At 31.3% G+C, this 16833-nt stretch carries 13 protein-coding genes; 10 read left to right on the top strand and 3 right to left on the bottom strand.

What is annotated here, in order from left to right:
- Window positions 1-88 precede the first annotated feature (88 nt).
- The 3 genes from pelA to LL966_RS03980 all read left to right on the top strand — a co-directional run bounded on the left by pelA (window position 89) and on the right by LL966_RS03980 (window position 4483).
- Complete coding sequence (gene pelA, locus LL966_RS03970) at window positions 89-2089, top strand: pectate lyase (protein ID WP_229350408.1); 2001 nt, start codon at window positions 89-91, stop codon at window positions 2087-2089.
- Between the two features lie 68 nt (window positions 2090-2157).
- Window positions 2158-3513 carry a glycoside hydrolase family 28 protein gene (locus LL966_RS03975; RefSeq protein WP_229350410.1) on the top strand — a complete coding sequence of 452 codons (1356 nt, stop codon included), beginning with the start codon at window positions 2158-2160 and terminating at the stop codon, window positions 3511-3513.
- A gap of 223 nt (window positions 3514-3736) precedes the next feature.
- A complete protein-coding gene (locus LL966_RS03980) occupies window positions 3737-4483 on the top strand; it encodes a rhamnogalacturonan acetylesterase (RefSeq protein ID WP_229350412.1) in 747 nt (248 codons plus the stop codon).
- Here the strand turns inward: LL966_RS03980 and LL966_RS03985 are convergent.
- Both LL966_RS03985 and LL966_RS03990 read right to left on the bottom strand, forming a co-directional pair.
- A complete protein-coding gene (locus tag LL966_RS03985; RefSeq protein ID WP_229350414.1) occupies window positions 4474-5403 on the bottom strand; it encodes a helix-turn-helix transcriptional regulator in 930 nt (309 codons plus the stop codon). The genes LL966_RS03980 and LL966_RS03985 overlap by 10 nt on opposite strands.
- A gap of 29 nt (window positions 5404-5432) precedes the next feature.
- Window positions 5433-6413 (bottom strand): helix-turn-helix domain-containing protein, encoded by a 981-nt coding sequence (locus LL966_RS03990; protein ID WP_229350416.1) that lies wholly within the window; start codon window positions 6411-6413, stop codon window positions 5433-5435.
- Between the two features lie 1056 nt (window positions 6414-7469).
- Between LL966_RS03990 and LL966_RS22830 the strand changes: the two genes are divergently transcribed.
- From LL966_RS22830 to LL966_RS04005, 4 genes are all read left to right on the top strand, one after another.
- Entirely contained in the window at window positions 7470-7730 is a 261-nt protein-coding gene (locus LL966_RS22830; RefSeq protein ID WP_394799446.1) for a YcxB family protein, read from the top strand.
- 13 nt (window positions 7731-7743) lie between these two features.
- On the top strand, window positions 7744-8181 hold the full coding sequence (locus LL966_RS03995; RefSeq protein WP_229350418.1) for a hypothetical protein: 438 nt from the start codon (window positions 7744-7746) through the stop codon (window positions 8179-8181).
- 192 nt (window positions 8182-8373) lie between these two features.
- The gene (locus tag LL966_RS04000) at window positions 8374-9660 is read left to right on the top strand and encodes a DUF4861 family protein (protein ID WP_229350420.1); all 1287 of its coding nucleotides are present in this window, start codon (window positions 8374-8376) and stop codon (window positions 9658-9660) included.
- A gap of 413 nt (window positions 9661-10073) precedes the next feature.
- Window positions 10074-10250, top strand: coding sequence for a histone H1 (locus LL966_RS04005; protein WP_026729959.1), 177 nt, complete (start codon window positions 10074-10076; stop codon window positions 10248-10250).
- 133 nt (window positions 10251-10383) lie between these two features.
- Here the strand turns inward: LL966_RS04005 and LL966_RS04010 are convergent, their stop codons facing one another.
- The gene (locus tag LL966_RS04010) at window positions 10384-11424 is read right to left on the bottom strand and encodes a GntR family transcriptional regulator (protein WP_229350892.1); all 1041 of its coding nucleotides are present in this window, start codon (window positions 11422-11424) and stop codon (window positions 10384-10386) included.
- A 384-nt stretch (window positions 11425-11808) separates the two neighbouring features.
- Between LL966_RS04010 and rhaT the strand changes: the two genes are divergently transcribed.
- From rhaT to LL966_RS04025, 3 genes are all read left to right on the top strand, one after another.
- Window positions 11809-12858, top strand: a complete 1050-nt coding sequence (gene rhaT, locus LL966_RS04015) for an L-rhamnose/proton symporter RhaT (RefSeq protein WP_229350422.1) — start codon at window positions 11809-11811, stop codon at window positions 12856-12858.
- Between the two features lie 27 nt (window positions 12859-12885).
- Window positions 12886-15027 carry a bifunctional aldolase/short-chain dehydrogenase gene (locus LL966_RS04020; protein ID WP_229350424.1) on the top strand — a complete coding sequence of 714 codons (2142 nt, stop codon included), beginning with the start codon at window positions 12886-12888 and terminating at the stop codon, window positions 15025-15027.
- A gap of 477 nt (window positions 15028-15504) precedes the next feature.
- Entirely contained in the window at window positions 15505-16779 is a 1275-nt protein-coding gene (locus tag LL966_RS04025) for a TIM barrel protein (protein WP_229350426.1), read from the top strand.
- The last annotated feature ends 54 nt before the right edge of the window (window positions 16780-16833 follow it).

Consider the following 16833-nt stretch of genomic DNA (forward strand, 5'->3'; position numbering starts at 1 on the left):
TCTTACAAATTAGTTTTTTTGAAATGAATTTTAGAAAAAAGCCCATTCTTAAATTCAAAATTAATTGTCGACTAAAAACAAACATAAAATGATTCAATTTAAAAAAATAGCTTTAGTTCTTTTGTTATTTTTAGGAATTTCAATAAACGCCCAAAATACTTACAAAAGATGGCCAGACATTATTAGTAAAAATGATGCAGCTTGGTTTGGTTCAGCTGAAGCTAAAAAAATAGCAGAGAATGTTTTGCTTTACCAAAGAAATATTGGAGGTTGGCCAAAGAATATTCAGATGCAAGATGAATTGACTGAAAAACAACAAAATGATTTAATTGCGATCAAAAAAACGTCTGCTGAAACTACAACAGATAATGGAGCAACTTGTCAGGAAATGCTTTTTATGTCAAGAATGTACGCTCAAATAAAAGATGAACGTTATAAGGAATCATTTATAAAAGGATTAAATTATCTGCTTGAAGCGCAATATCCAAACGGCGGATGGCCACAGTTTTATCCGTTAAAAAAAGGATATTATACTCATATTACCTACAATGACGATTCGATGGTTAATATTATGAATGTAATAAAAGCCGTTGCAGACGAAACAGAGTATTACAGTGTTAAACCTTCAAAAGATATTGTTGAAAAATGCCAAAAAGCTTTTGATAAAGGAATTGATTGCATTCTAAAAACCCAATACAAACAAAATGGTGTTTTAACTGCATGGTGTGCTCAGCATGATGAAGTTACTTTGGCACCTGCAAATGCAAGAGCTTTTGAATTGGTTTCTTTAAGCGGTTATGAATCAGCAAAAATAGTATTGCTTTTAATGTCGATTGAGAAACCGTCAAGAGAAATTGTAACTGCTGTTAAAAGTGCTGTTGAATGGTTTGAAAAGACAAAAATCACCAACTTAGAAGAAAAAAGAATCTTAAACGACGCTGGAAAAATTGTAGATAAAAAAATGATTCCAGCAACAAATGCCAAACCAATCTGGGCAAGATTTATGGATTTGGAAACCAATGAACCTTTCTTTTGTGATCGAGATGGAATAAAAAAGAAATCGATTGACCAAATTGGTGCTGAAAGAAGAAACGGTTATTCTTGGTATTCAGAAGCACCACAGGAAGTTCTAAAAAGATTTCCAGATTGGGCAGTTAAAAATGGCACTAAAGGCGGAGCTGCTGAAAAGAAAATAGTTAATTATATTACTGTAGCTCAGGACGGCTCGGGAGATTTTGCTAAAATTCAAGATGCTGTTTATGCAACACCTGCATTTCCTTATCAAAAGGTGACAATTTTCATTAAAAATGGAATTTATAATGAAAAAGTGAGAATTCCAGAATGGAATAATAATGTAATTCTGAAAGGTGAAAGCAAAGAAAATACCATCATTACTTTTGATGATAATTTCTCAAAAATAGCTTTAGGAAGAAATAGCACTTTTTATACTTACACGCTTTTGGTTGAAGGAGATGATTGTACAGTTTCTAATTTGACAGTTAAAAACTCTTCTGGAGAGCGCGGACAAGCGATAGCATTGTCGGTTGTGGGCAATCGTGTAAAAATAACAAACTGTAATTTATTAGGAAATCAAGATACTTTATATTTATCTGGAAAAGAGACAAAACAATATTTTAAAGACTGCTACATAGAAGGAACAACTGATTTTATTTTTGGAGGTGCAACAGCTTTATTTGAGAATTGCATCATTCACAGTATTAAAAGTTCTTATATCACAGCAGCTTCAACACCAGAAGGAACTTTTTTCGGTTTTGTTTTCAAAAATTGCAAGCTGACTGCAAATCCAGAAGCAAAAGATGTGTATTTAGGAAGACCATGGAGAGTTTATGCAAAGACAGTTTTTATAAATTGTGAAATGGGCAAACAAATTAAACCAGAGGGTTGGGAAAATTGGTCAAAGCCTGAAGCAGAAAAGAAAGCTTTTTACGCAGAATACAATTGTACAGGTGAAGGTTTTCAGCCATCTAAAAGAGTAAGCTGGTCACATCAGCTTTCTAAAAAAGAGGTAGGAGAATATTCTATAGAAAATATTCTAAAGGATAAGAATGTTAATTGGTACTCTAATTAGTTTTTAGTTACAGTTATCAGTATAAATTGAAAATGTAAACTTAAATTGAAAACTAAAAAAATAAAAACATGAATTTTAAGTATTTATTCCTTTTACTGCTTTGCTCAGTTGCGTTTTCACAGAATAGCGATTTTCCCTCTGCTAAAGTAGATTCGATAGTTAAAAGAATTCAGCTTCCAGTATTTCCTTCGTATCAAGTAAACGTTTTAAAACTTGGCGCAAAAGGTGATTCTATTACGGATAATAAAAAGGCTTTTGATAAAGCAATGGCATTATGTAAAAAGAATAATGGGGGAACGATAATTGTTCCAAAGGGGATTTATAAAATTAATGGTCCGATTCATTTTGTCAGCAATGTAAATTTGAAAATAGAAAAAGGAGCAAAAATCAAATTCAGCGACAATCCAAAAGACTATTTGCCACTGGTTTTGACAAGTTGGGAGGGAACGATGCTTTACAATTACAGTCCATTAATTTATGCCAACAATTGTAATAATATTGCTATTTCTGGAGAAGGAACAATTGACGGAGAAGGAGGAAAGGTTTGGAAGACATTTAAGGCAAAAGAAGTCGAGGGTAAAAATCTGAGCCGAGAAATGAATCATACTAATGTACCAATTGAAAATAGAAAATTTGGAGAAAGTTATTTTCTAAGACCACAGATGATTCAATTTCTAAATTGCAAAAATATTTTGGTTGAAAATGTCCGAATCGAAAATTCGCCATTTTGGTGTCTTCATTTACTAAAATCCCAAAGCATAACCATTCGCGGAATCAGTTATAAATCATTGAATCATAATAACGACGGAATTGATCCAGAATATGCAAAGGACGTATTAATCGAAAATGTCAATTTTGATAATGGTGATGATAATGTGGCCATTAAAGCTGGACGAGATCATGAAGGAAGAGCGAATACAGCAACTCCGAGTGAAAATATAGTTATTAGAAATTGTAATTTTAAAGGTCTTCACGGTGTAGTAATTGGCAGTGAAATGTCAGCAGGAGTTCAGAATGTTTTTGTAGAAAATTGTAAAACATCAGGTTATTTAAAAAGAGGAATTTATCTAAAAACCAATGCAGACCGAGGTGGCTATATTAAAAATATATTTGTTCGAAATATACAATTAGATGAAGTGGAAGACTGCTTGTATATTACGGCAAATTATCACGGTGAAGGCAAAGGTTATCAATCAGATATATCCAATGTTTATTTTTCTAATATTACATGCAACAAAGCTTCAGAATCAGGAATTGTTATACAGGGATTTTCAGATAAGAAAATTAGAAATATTTCCTTAAAAAATATTGAGATTAAGTCGGCTAAAAATGCCTTGTCGAATGAAAATGCAGAAAATGTTACGATGACGGATGTTTTTATAGGACAACGAGCAACAGTGCCAACGGCGGTTTCGAAACATTAGATTTTTTAGGTTCAAAGATACAAAGATACAAAGTGGCAAAGGTATTTTTATGTAGAGACGCACCGCAGTGCGTCTACACAAAGTATATCCATATAGATTTGTCCTCGTGAGCGAAGTCGAAGGATATTCGTGACGAAAAGGTCTTCTCCCGAAGCTTCGGGATCGCTCAGACTGACATATGTATTATAAGCAATCAAACAAAAAATAACAATCAGTAAACAAAATGAAAAAATACATCTTCCTAACACTCCTAATCACTACAGTAAGTTTTGCACAAAGAACGTCAGTGTATTGCATTGGAGACTCCACGATGGCGAATAAAAAAGATCCTGAAAAAAATCCAGAACATGGATGGGCACAGGTTCTACAGCCTTTTTTTAACGATAATGTCTTGATTATTAACAAAGCCGTAAACGGCAGAAGCACTAAAAGTTTTATAAATGAAAAACGTTGGGATTCTATTTATAAACAGTTAAAAAAAGGAGATTATGTTTTTATTGAATTTGGACATAATGATCAAAAAATAGAAGATCCAAGTCGTTATACAAATCCTCATACAGCATACCGATATAATTTAATAAAGTTTGTAAAAGAAAGTAGAGAGAAAGGCGCTATACCAATTTTGTTAACTTCTATATCAAGACGTAATTTTAATGAGAAAGGAGTATTGGTTCCTACACATGGAGATTATCCTTTAGAAACTCGATTAGTAGCAAAGGAATACAATGTGCCATTTATAGATTTGGAATATTACACCGAATTGTTGGAGCAGTCTTATGGGCCAGAGAAATCAAAACTACTTCATTTACATTATAAAGCAGGTGAAAATGCTTATTACGATAAAGAAAAAGCAGATGATACACATCTCTCATTATTAGGAGCAACTACAATTGCACAAATTGTGGTTGATCAAATTAAATTACTTGAAAGCCCTTCTTTATTGAAGATTAAGAAGGAAATTCAGAAGTAACTTAATTTAGAATAGTTAAGTTCATACATCACAGCGGTTAAAGTGCTGTATTCTCCACTTTTCAGAAGTTTTTGAGCAAGATTAATTTTTTCTTCAATAAACAGGTTTTTAGGAGTATTATTAAAATGCTTTTTAAACAAACTTTTATACTTCGAGGCAGACATACCAGCCATTCCTGCTAAAAAAGTGAGAGAGGGAAACGGTCCATATAGATTATTTAATAAGTAGTTTTTTGTTTTTTCTATAGCATCATTTTCTATTTCAGTAAGTTGGGTAGTAGTGTCTTTGGATTCGTAAAATTTATTAAAAAAATTACCCAATACTTTTAAGGAAATTCCCTTTATAAAAGAATCAAAAGACAAATCTTTAACCGATTTGTTTTTAATTGATTGAATAAGTAAAATACTATTACTGTCAATATTGCCGTAGTGATAAAAGGCCTTTTTATTTGTTTTATTCTTTGAAAAATGGTTTTCCTTTTGCTTGAACTTTTGAACAAAATCATGTAGTAGTTTTTTATCAATTAAAAGGCGTAAAGCAATTGTTCTCTCATTTACAGCTGCTTTAAAAGAACTTTCTATTTCATTGTCAAGAATAGCTAAGTCTAATTGATTAAAAGATCCTATTTCGTAGTCGATATGATTGATTTTAATGAGATTAACATGTTCACTCAAATCAAAATGAAATATAAATAATTCGTTTTGCGATTTTAATCTCGTAATTTTCAAAGGTTCTTTCAACGTAAAGTCGGCATAGACAACTGAAATACCATTCATGATTTGAGAAAAGTAAAAAAATCCCTCTCCCAAATCATTTGGAATATTAATAAGTTTATTATCAATCAATTTGGTGTTGAGCTGTTCTGCTAAATCTAACTGCCATTCTGGTGTTAAACTATAAGTATGTGTAACTTTTCTCATAGGCTCTTCATTTTTTACAGATTCTATCGTTACAATTGTTTATTAAATGCTTTAGGAGACAATCCGAAATGTTCTTTGAATTTTGAAGCGAAATAAGAATTATTAGTAAAATGGAGTTGATCTGATATTTGCGAAATTGTTAGCTGTTTTTTTTCAAGAAGCTCTTTTGCTAATAACATTTTGTTTTCCATAAAGAAAACATTTGCAGTATTGCCAGTTATCTTTTTGAATAAACTTTTAAATTTAGATTCAGACATATTAGCCATGTTGGCCATGAAAGTGATGCTTGGAAAAGGATGATCTAAATGATTAATGAGATACATTTGAATAGTAATGATATTATCAAGATCTGTTTCATTTACGGTTTGGATGATAATTCTTTTAGTAGCAATTTTTTTTAGATAATTTGAAATCAGCAGATGAACAGTTCCTCTTAAATTTAAATCGAAAATAGATCCTCCAACTTCCAATTTTCTCAAGTCGTTTAATAGATGGAAGCTTTCACTACTCATTCTGTCAAAACGAACGATAGTATTTTCTTGCGAATTGACAAGAGTATCGATGTTTTGTATGACGATATTATTTTTTTTAGCATAAGCTTTTATCATGCTTTTTTTAATAAAAATACACAGGCAAAAAGTTTTGCTTCCTTTGCCAACATTGTATCTAGATTCTAGAGATCCATCTATTACGGATAAATTATATTGCCATCTCCCGACATTGTACATGAAGTGACCACTACTCACCGTTGCCTCTCCTTCTGTCAGGTTATAATAGAAACCAACAAAGTCTGGATTTGGATTTTTTTGTATGAGTTCAAAATTTCTATGATATTCAACATTGATGTAATAGGCAATAATGCCATCTCCGCAGTCTAAAAAGTATCTAGTTCCAGATTGTGAATCTTCGGGAAGAATAATGAAATTTCCTTTAATTTTCCCTTCAATTTGTTTGGCATAATGTTCAACCCAATTTAAATCTGCGCCATAATAATGTTCAATTATTTTCATGTAAATAGGGATTTGTTTTATAAAGTTAAAGTATTTTTATGAAAATACTTATGTTTTTTATTTTGTAAATTATTGGTTTGTAGGTTTTTAATCTTTTTTTTTGTCTAAAAACGCAAATAATTCTGTTCATATCTAGGAAAATCTTGTAAAAAATATTTTGAAAAAGATTAATCTACTTCAAGATGGGGCAGCTGCATTAATCCAATTTGATATCACTCGTTTGATATGTTTCTCATACTATTTGCTTGATATGATAAAATCATAATCGATTATCATTTCTATTGTTTCACTTCAATTATGGCATCAAATATCTTTTGCTTGCAATTTTTTTAGAAGATGAATATGAATAGAAAAGGATGCAGAAAATAATCTTTGAAGGTGGTAATTTCCCAAAGATTTTAATTCCTTAACACTTTGTTTTATGTAAGAAAATATTTGTTTTTGTTTTGTAGGTATGCAAAAGTAAAGAATTATTTTAGACATAAAATCAAAAGAAAGTTAAAACTTAAATATTTGCAAATAAGCTAAATACAGTCTTTGTTTACGTCTTATTTTATTATTTTTTTGTCTTTTAAAGTCAGGTTTAATTAAGATTTTGTGTATAAAATTTTTGACTTGTGCTCTATGTATTTGAAAACTAAGAAATAAGTTTTTTGTAAGCCAATTTTAGTGACTCTGATTGTTTTGAAACAAAGTCTTATTTTAATAGTTTAAAAGCTTAAGCGTCTATCTTCTGCTGCTGATTTAAAATATTTTTGGGTAAGAAATCCGAAACAAAAAATATGACAGCTGCTAATTTTTCATTAGAGTTTCAATTGAGTATTCCTGAAATTAGAAAACTGAACAAAATGTACTTTAGACATTTGTTTAAAGAACGTATTGTCTTTTTGTTTGTTTGTTCTATTAGTGATGCTAATTCTTGCTGATTATACCCTTGAAATCGATTTGTTTCAATGGTTAATACAAAGCTGTCTCCTAATTGTTTTTTTTGTAATCATACAGTTTTCGTTTGTAGATGCCATTTCTAAAGGTGTTTTTAAATTGACAAAAAGACTGATGAAGAAAGAAAAGTTTATAAACAGATATAAACTTACGTTTAACTACTATAATATCTGTATCAGGTCACCATTGGGTGAATTAACGCATAAATGGTCAAAGATTGAAAAAGTGATTTCTACAAAGAACTTTTTATTTCTCTACATAAAAGAACGCAACGGATATATTATTTCTATTTCTAAAAAAGATTATGACTGCAGAAAGATAGAAGAACTCCTTTCGTTTGTAGAAAAAAATGTCATTACAATTATTAAAGTTTAAAACAAAAAGGAAGATGAAAGAGAAAGTTTTAGTTAAAGATAGCAAAGGTGTCTTCTTAAAAATGTTCAGGAGAAAATTTAAAAACGAAATTGAATTTTCTGAAGAATCTTTTTTTGAAAATAATAAAGATAGTTCAAATCAATACAGCAGAATAGTTTATGTGATTCATAATAGGCAAGAACTATTAAGTTTTTTGCAAGAAAATAAAAATTCAAATGCCTTGGTCTGTTTGTTTGATAAACAGTTTTATAGGAGTTTAGTTTTTCTTGAAGTAATGAATAATTTGATTTTGTTCGACGAATTAAAAACTAGTAGAGAAGTTCTTAAAGAGCTAAAGAAATTTTTTAAAAGAAGAGTAGATTCCAAAAATGAAATAGCTGGTTTATCAAACCAAGATTATTCACCCATAAAACATCAGAATTATTATCAAGCAATGTATTTTCTAATTTAAGTTAGTTCACTTTTTATATTTTTTCGTGCACATATTTATATTAATTATGTGCTTTAAATTGCAGGATAATGATTTTTTATTGTCCTGCTTTTTTATTTTGCTCTTATTTTTTTTACAACATTTTACTTTTAAGTGTTGAAATAACAATTAATTCTCTTAAATTGTTCTGAAAAAAAATAAAGAGTCAAAAAAATGAAAAAAACGGTCTTATTTTATCTTCCCATTACTTTAATTACAATATCTTTTAGTAGTTGCAAAGTTTCTCAAAGCGCTTCTCAAAGTGCTATAATTTTAAAAAATGAAAGTACTTTAGTTTTAACTCAGAAAGCAATTTCAATAAAAAGAGAAAGTCTCAAGAATAACAATAAAGGAACTTTTCCGATTCTACTGTTTAAGAAAGATACAATTCCAGCGCAAACAAATGATCTTAATGGAGATGGAAAATGGGATGAGTTATTTTTTACTGCTGATTTTTTGCCAAATGAAGAGAAAAGTATCAGTCTGCATTGGTCAGAAATTGATCCTAAGTTTACTGTGAAAACTAGTGTTAGATTTGGAAAAAGAGAAGGTGAGAATCTGCCAGTTCACCCTGACACGCAAGAAGTTTTAATGGCAAATCAGGTTCTTAAAAAACTAGGTTATCAAAAATACCAGACAGACGGACCAACTTGGGAAAATGATAAAGTAGGTTTTAGACATTATCTGGACGGAAGAAATTCTAAAGATGTTTTTGGTAAAAAAACGCCTGGAATAACTCCAGAGAATGTAGGAATAAATGATAAAGGTGCTGTTGAAGACAATTACCACGTAATGTACGATTGGGGAAGAGATATTTTTCCAGTAGGAAGTTCTGTCGGTTTAGGCGGTTATGCCTTATTGGTTGATAATAAAATTAACAGACTGGGAATATTAGGAAATGATACAATTAATAATGTTGAAAAAACGACATTTAAAATTGTAGCGGAAGGTCCTGTTAATTCTGTTTTGAGCTACCATTATCAGAATTGGAAAGCTTCGGATCATGTATATCAAGTTCAGGAAAAAACTTCTATTTGGCCGGGAATGTATGCGTATAAAAATACAGTTTCGATTGAAGGTATAAAAGGAAAAGAAACCTTTCTGGCGGCAATTTCAAACTTAAATAATAAAAATCCGTTGCAGGTAGTAGAAGCAGGAGATTGGGTATGTTTAATTCAGCATGATTATCTAACTTATGAAAGGCAATGGATTTTAGGAACAGCTATTTTAGTTCCAAAAAACATTTATCAAGGGTATATGGAAGCTCCAAAAACGGGTCAATTAACAGATTCCTATTTAGCAAAATTGAGTATCCAAAACAATAAGGAAATCGACTACTATGCGGTTGCGGCTTGGGAATTAAGTGCAGATAAAGGATTCGATAATACGGTATTTTTTACTAATTACGTAATCACTTTGGCAAAGCAACTTTCAGTTAAAATTACAGTTAAAATTAAATAGTTTAGAAATATAGTTAAAAACAAGGATGACCAAAGTTTTGTTCTAATCGTCTGCAAATTGTTTTTTTATTAAAAGATTTCTAAATATTTCAGCAGCTCTTGACATATTTTTGAGCTTTAAGACGATTTTTTTCTCATAAAAAGTAAGAAAAAAAGGTGCTCTAAACTGATTTTAGGATATATTTTGATTAAGCCAGGCACTTTGTACAAAGTGTAAAAGGAAAAAAAGATTTTTATGTTTTTTAAGTAAGTATTTGAATTATAGTTGTTTGTGTTTGTTGGTGTTTTGTAAAATGGAGAAGTCAATTTATTGTAAAGAAAATGAATGAAAAAGTGCATTAAATTTAACAACAAATTTGTTGTAACTATCACACAAACTTCTATTTTTGTGGCTTAATTTAACAATATATAAGCATGAAAGATTTATTAGTAAAAATCAACGCCGAAATTGACACATTCAAAGCAGAAGCTGAATCTTTAACTGAAAAAGGAATTAAAGCTGCAGGTCCAAGAGCACGTAAAGCTACTTTAGAAATTGAAAAACTTTTAAAAGAGTTCAGAAAAGTTTCTATCGAAGAATCAAAAAAATAATACCACAAAAAACCTCGTCTTTAGACGAGGTTTTTTTTGCTTTTATTTATTTAAAAATTAAAAATTAAAAATTAAAAATTAAAAATTAAAAATTAAAAATTAAAAAAATCTTAGAATCTCAGAAACTCAGAACCTAGATCGAATTTCTATCAATAAAATTAAAAGGAACTTTTACCTGACCTTTTTCTTTATTCAAGATCATTCTGGCTGCCGTTTCTCCCATTATATTAAAATCAGTCGACATTACCGTGATGCCTAATAATTCTTTTAAAGGAGTATCATTATAAGATATAACACCAATCTCTTTTCCTAGAACATATTCTTCATCCCTAATTTGTTTTACTAAATTTACCAAATCAGATTCTTCAATTGTAATAAACAAATCTCCTTTTTTAAGAATCATATCATCATAGACTTCACTCAGAATTTCAAAGTTGATTTCATGTTCAACGCAGAATTTTCTAAATCCATGTAAAATTCTTCTTGGATAAGGATAAACGGCCTTGTCTGGATAAACTAAAATTAGTCGTTTGTATTTTGTTATTTTAGAAAGTCCTTCTTTTAGGGCATTGTAAATATCATTTTCAAAATCTTGGTAAATCTTAATTACATCATCACCAGTTCCTAATTTAATATTATCTAAAACAACTAGTTTTTCCTGTGGAATATTTTTAATTGCGTTAACCACTTCATCTGTAAAACTCAAATGTTTTAATTCATCCGTTTTAAAATGAGTAGTAATTACATAGTAATCATAGGCACCTTCAAATTTATCTAAAATGTTTAAAAACAAAGTCTCGTCGCAATGATAGATTTGAAGATCTACATGTGCATTGGCTCCAAGCGTATTAATGAAAGAACTGTAAGTCTTCATTTTATACGAACTCAGTTTATTGGTAAGAAATAAAATATTAACCTTAGACTCTAATTTTGTACGGGTAATGTAATAACCTTTTCCTCTAATAGAAGAAATGATTTTTCTTTCCTTTAAAATATTATATGCCTTTTCGACTGTATCGCGAGACATATAAAATTCTTCACTAAAACTATTTATAGAAGGAATTTTTTGATTGATTTTCAAATTTCCGTTGGCGATGTTCTGAAGAATAGAGTCAACAATCTGTTTGTATTTGGGAACTCTTGAATCTTCATCTATTTTAATAAGTTTGATCATGTTCATTTGAGGAAATTTGTCTCGCATTTCAACGAAACTCATTTTTAATTGTAGCTTTTATCAAAAAATCTCTTGCCTAAAACATTTTTTCTGTTTTGTTTTTCGACATTTTAAAAAGAGAATCTGACAAGGCTTGTAATCTTTTTTTTATAATTTCTAAATTTTAATCAAAATGAAGAATTAATAATTGCGAAATCGATTGCTAAAATAGCCATTTTAAATTTATTTACCCAATAATTACAAGTCGTTATTTCTAATAATCTTTAGATTTAACAAAAAATACGAAATCCGTAAAGGATAGTACAGGACAGTTTTGTTTTTTACATTCTATTATTTTACAAAACCAAATTACTATCAAACTAACCTTAAACCAAAAACTATTAAATGGAATCATTATTAGGAATCATTTTTCATTCTATCGGAGGATTTTCTTCTGGTAGTTTTTACATGCCTTTTAAAAAAGTAAAAGACTGGGCTTGGGAAAGCTATTGGCTAGTAGGAGGTTTTTTCTCTTGGCTTATTGTTCCTCCACTTGCAGCTTACTTGACAATTCCTCATTTTGGTGAAATTATAGCAGCGTCTTCTCCATCAATTAAAACCTTTACTTATTCAATGGGATTAATTTGGGGAGTTGGAGGACTAACTTACGGTTTAGGCGTTCGTTATTTAGGAATGTCGTTAGGAAATTCGATTACGTTGGGATTCTGCTCTGCTTTTGGAGCTTTAGTTCCTTCAATATATTATGATTTTGTTCCAACAGAAGGAAAAATTTCATTTTCTCACATGCTTACTAATACTGGTGGCCAGGTCGTTTTGTTGGGTGTGGTTGTATATCTTATCGGAATTGCTATTTCTGGAAAAGCAGGTATGCTAAAAGAGAAAGATTTTGCAGCAGGTCATGAAGATAAAGACAAAGATTTCAATTTAGTAAAAGGTCTAATTGTAGCTGTAATTTCTGGAATTTTAAGTTCTTTTTTTAATTACGGAATCGAAGCTGGAAAGCCAATGGCAGAACAAGCTGTAATAAATGGGGCTAATCCTTTATTTCAAAACAACGTGACTTATGTTGTGTTGCTTTGGGGTGGACTTACAACCAATTTTATTTGGTGTCTTTATTTGAATTTTAAGAATAGATCAATTAAAAATTATACAGATAAATCTACTCCGATAACAAAAAACGTTTTGTTTTCTGCACTTGCTGGAACCATGTGGTTTTTACAGTTTTTCTTTTACGGAATGGGAGAAAGCAAACTAGGAAATGGTGCTAGTTCATGGATCTTGCATATGGCAACTATCATTTTGACAGCAAATTTTTGGGGATTTTATTTGAAAGAATGGAAAGGAGTTTCTAAAAAAACATTAAGAACTTTTTTCTGGGGAATCGGGCTTATTATGCTAGCGATTGTTTTGGTAGGAATTGGTAACTCATTATAAATAATACAAGAATTAATATAAACGTATATGTCGAATACAAACACAATTAATACAAATTTTAAGCATGTAAGCTACCTTTGGGATGATGCTAAAGCCGCTGCATTGGCGGGTGATGAAGTAGCGCTTTTTATTTATCGTTCTAACTTGTTAGGAGCTGATTTAAGATTAACGAATTACGGAGGAGGAAATACTTCTGTAAAAATTACGGATAAAGATCCGTTGACGGGAGAATCTTCTGAAGTAATGTGGATTAAAGGTTCTGGTGGAGATATCGGAACATTGACAAAATCAGGTTGTGCGGCTTTGTATTTGGACAGACTTCGTAATCTTGAAAATGTTTATAGAGGAATTGAATTTGAAGATGAAATGGTAGAATTATTCAACCACTGTATTTTCGATTTAGCGTCAAAAGCGCCTTCTATCGATACGCCTTTACATGGTTTTCTTCCATTCAAACATATCGATCACTTACATCCGGATGCTGCTATTGCTATCGCTGCAGCGAAAGATGGAAAGAAAATTACAGAAGAATTATTCAACGGAGAAATCGGTTGGGTGGGCTGGCAGCGTCCAGGATTTGATCTTGGTCTTCAGTTAAGAGCTTGTTTAGAAGAAGCTGCTCAAAACGGAAAACAATTACGTGGTATCATGTTAGGTTCTCATGGTTTGTTTACATGGGGAGATACTGCGTTTGAAAGTTATATTAATACGCTGGAAGTAATCGAGAAATGTGCGACTTACTTAGAAGATAATTACGGAAAAAAACGTCCAGTTTTTGGAGGAAAGAAAATTGACAGTCTTCCAGAAGCAGATCGTAAATTGAAAGCTGCTAAAGTAGCACCAATCTTAAGAGGTTTCTGTTCTTCAGAACGTCAAATGATCGGACATTATACAGACGATGCAAGAGTTTTGGAATTCATTAATTCTAATGATCTTTCAAAATTAGCTCCATTAGGAACTTCTTGTCCGGATCACTTCTTAAGAACGAAGATTAGTCCTTTGGTTTTAGAATTAGATCCAAACGAAGATTTATCAGACGTTGATGCTATCAAAGCAAAATTAACTCCTGCTTTTGAAGCATACCGTGCAATGTATAAAGACTATTACAATGCTTGTAAAAAATCAAATTCGCCAGCAATGCGTGACCCAAATCCGGTTGTGATTTTATATCCTGGAGTTGGAATGTTCACTTTTGCTAAAGATAAAACAATGGCACGTTTAGCATCTGAGTATTATATCAATGCTGTTAACGTAATGAAAGGTGCTGAAGCAGTTTCAGAATATACTTCTTTGCCACACCAAGAAGCTTTTGATATTGAATATTGGTTATTAGAAGAAGCTAAATTACAGCGTATGCCAAAACCAAAAGCATTATCTGGAAGAGTCGCTCTTATCACAGGTTCTGCGGGTGGAATTGGAAAAGCTATCGCTAAAAAATTCGCTCAAGAAGGTGCTTGCGTTGTAATTAATGATATTAACGAAGAGCGTTTAGAAGGAGCAACTGCTGAATTTATTAAAGCTTTTGGTAAAGATGCAGTTTCTAGTACTTTATTGAATGTTACGGACGAAGTGAGTACAGAGAAAGCATTAGACGAAGCTTCTTTAGCTTTTGGTGGTGTTGATATTGTAGTAAACAACGCTGGAATCAGTATTTCAAAATCTATCGCAGAACATACTTTAGAAGAATGGGATAGATTATACGATATCTTGGTAAAAGGACAATTTATTGTTTCTAAAGCCGGAATCGAAGTAATGCGCAAACAAGGTTTTGGAGGAGATATTGTAAATATCGTTTCTAAAAACGCAGTTGTTGCTGGTCCAAATAACCCAGGTTATGGTTCGGCAAAAGCGGCTCAAGCGCATTTGACACGTTTAATGGCTGCTGAACTTGGAGCTGATAAAATTCGTGTAAACACAGTAAATCCTGACGCTGTAATTTCAGATTCAAACATTTGGTCTGGAGGATGGGCAGAAGGTCGTGCAAAAGCATATGGAGTTACAGTTGAAGAACTTCCGGCTTACTATGCAAAACGTACGTTATTAAATGAAATCATATTACCTGATGATATCGCTAACGCTTGTTATGCTTTTGTTGGAGGTTTACTTGGTAAATCTACAGGAAACGCATTAAACGTTGACGGTGGCGTAGCAATGGGCTTTTATAGATAAAGATTGTTTAGGTTTTTTATATAAGTTTGTTTAAGCAAAAGTGGTTTTTTGTGGTCTAGCGTTCGAATTATTTCGAACGTTAGATTTTTTTAGCCTATAACAGTTTGTTTTAAATATAGAAAACATAACAAAAAAGTGAAGTACAACCAGAGTTTAGCTGCTATAAAATTTTTAAGTTCAAATAATATTTAAAAACATAGAAATTATAGAACGCGGATAAAACGGATTTTTGTTTCACGCAGATTTAGACAGATTGAAGCAGATTTAATAGATTAAATCTCAAGATTAAATCTGCATTTTCTGCTAAAATCCTTTTTAAATCTGCGTGAAACCAGAAATAAAAAGTGCGTCAATCAGCGTCTTCGCGATAGCGAATCCGTAAAATCAGCGTCAAAAATTTTGGTACTATGTTGTTAAAAAAATATACTAAACGTATAAAATTTATATCTTGTAAACTCTATTAAAATATCAATAACTATGTTAATCGGATCAAACCACATCGAATCTCATAACGAAGATTTAATCAAAAAACACCAGAATAAATTAGTTTTTACAGCTTCAGAAATTAATGATACAGAAGCGATTATTCAGAAATTAATCGATTTTCAAATTGCAATTCCATCTTGGGCTTTAGGAACAGGAGGAACAAGATTTGGACGTTTTGCTGGAGGAGGAGAACCTCGTTCTATTGAAGAAAAAATAGAAGATGTTGGTTTGCTTCACAAATTAAATAATGCTTCAGGAGCTATTTCACTTCATATTCCGTGGGATATTCCAACAGATTATAATGCTATCAAAACATTAGCAGGACAGCACGGATTGAAGTTTGATGCTATGAACTCGAATACTTTTCAAGATCAAGCAAGCGCGGAGCATACTTACCGTTATGGTTCTTTACAAAACGTAAACAAAGCGGTTCGTAAACAAGCAATTGCTCACAATATTGAAGTTATCAAACACGGAATCGAATTAGGGTCTGAGTCATTAACTATTTGGTTGGCAGATGGTTCTAACTTTCCAGGACAGTTAAATTTCAGAAAAGCATACCAAAATACATTAGAAAGTTTAGAGGAAATCTACGATGCATTGCCTTCAAACTGGAAGTTATTTTTAGAATACAAATGTGCTGAACCTAACTTTTATTCTACAACTGTAGCAGATTGGGGACAGTCTTATTCTTATGTTCAAAAATTAGGAGACAAAGCAAAAACGCTTGTTGATTTAGGACATCATTTACCAAATGCAAACATTGAACAAATTGTTTCTATTTTATTGATGGACAATAAATTAGGAGGTTTTCACTTCAACGATTCAAAATACGGTGATGACGATTTAACAGCTGGTGCATTAAAACCATATCAATTATTCTTGATTTTCAATGAATTAGTAGAAGGGATGGACGCCAGAGGAATGAATCATGCCAAAGATTTAGGTTGGATGATCGATGCTTCTCACAATATCAAAGATCCGTTAGAAGATTTATTGCAATCTGTTGAAGCAATTATGATTGCTTACGCACAAGCACTTTCTGTAGACAGAAAAGCTTTAGAACAAGCGCAAGAAGAAAATGATGTAGTAAAAGCACAAGAAATTTTGCAGAATGCTTTCCGTACAGATGTTCGCGCATTAGTTGCAGAAGCTCGTCTTCGTTCTGGTTCGGCTTTAAATCCAGTAGCATTATATCGTTCGCTTCAAGTAAGACAAAATCTTATCGAAGAAAGAGGTTTAAAAACAATGGCAACGGGATTATAATTATAGATTATGAATTGCTAATTATAAATTGTGAGTTATAATTAGCGATTGATA

Origin of the sequence: Flavobacterium chungbukense, from assembly GCF_020805785.1 — a bacterium.
In the GTDB taxonomy this organism is placed as follows: Bacteria; Bacteroidota; Bacteroidia; order Flavobacteriales; family Flavobacteriaceae; genus Flavobacterium; species Flavobacterium chungbukense.

Excerpts from the sequence above, each read along its gene's own strand:
- pelA (WP_229350408.1), top strand. The coding sequence starts at position 89 with ATGATTCAATTTAAAAAAATAGCTTTAGTTCTTTTGTTATTTTTAGGA.
- LL966_RS03975 (WP_229350410.1), top strand. The coding sequence starts at position 2,158 with ATGAATTTTAAGTATTTATTCCTTTTACTGCTTTGCTCAGTTGCGTTT.
- LL966_RS03980 (WP_229350412.1), top strand. The coding sequence starts at position 3,737 with ATGAAAAAATACATCTTCCTAACACTCCTAATCACTACAGTAAGTTTT.
- LL966_RS03985 (WP_229350414.1), bottom strand. The coding sequence starts at position 5,403 with ATGAGAAAAGTTACACATACTTATAGTTTAACACCAGAATGGCAGTTA.
- LL966_RS03990 (WP_229350416.1), bottom strand. The coding sequence starts at position 6,413 with ATGAAAATAATTGAACATTATTATGGCGCAGATTTAAATTGGGTTGAA.
- LL966_RS22830 (WP_394799446.1), top strand. The coding sequence starts at position 7,470 with ATGAAGAAAGAAAAGTTTATAAACAGATATAAACTTACGTTTAACTAC.
- LL966_RS03995 (WP_229350418.1), top strand. The coding sequence starts at position 7,744 with ATGAAAGAGAAAGTTTTAGTTAAAGATAGCAAAGGTGTCTTCTTAAAA.
- LL966_RS04000 (WP_229350420.1), top strand. The coding sequence starts at position 8,374 with ATGAAAAAAACGGTCTTATTTTATCTTCCCATTACTTTAATTACAATA.
- LL966_RS04005 (WP_026729959.1), top strand. The coding sequence starts at position 10,074 with ATGAAAGATTTATTAGTAAAAATCAACGCCGAAATTGACACATTCAAA.
- LL966_RS04010 (WP_229350892.1), bottom strand. The coding sequence starts at position 11,424 with ATGATCAAACTTATTAAAATAGATGAAGATTCAAGAGTTCCCAAATAC.
- rhaT (WP_229350422.1), top strand. The coding sequence starts at position 11,809 with ATGGAATCATTATTAGGAATCATTTTTCATTCTATCGGAGGATTTTCT.
- LL966_RS04020 (WP_229350424.1), top strand. The coding sequence starts at position 12,886 with ATGTCGAATACAAACACAATTAATACAAATTTTAAGCATGTAAGCTAC.
- LL966_RS04025 (WP_229350426.1), top strand. The coding sequence starts at position 15,505 with ATGTTAATCGGATCAAACCACATCGAATCTCATAACGAAGATTTAATC.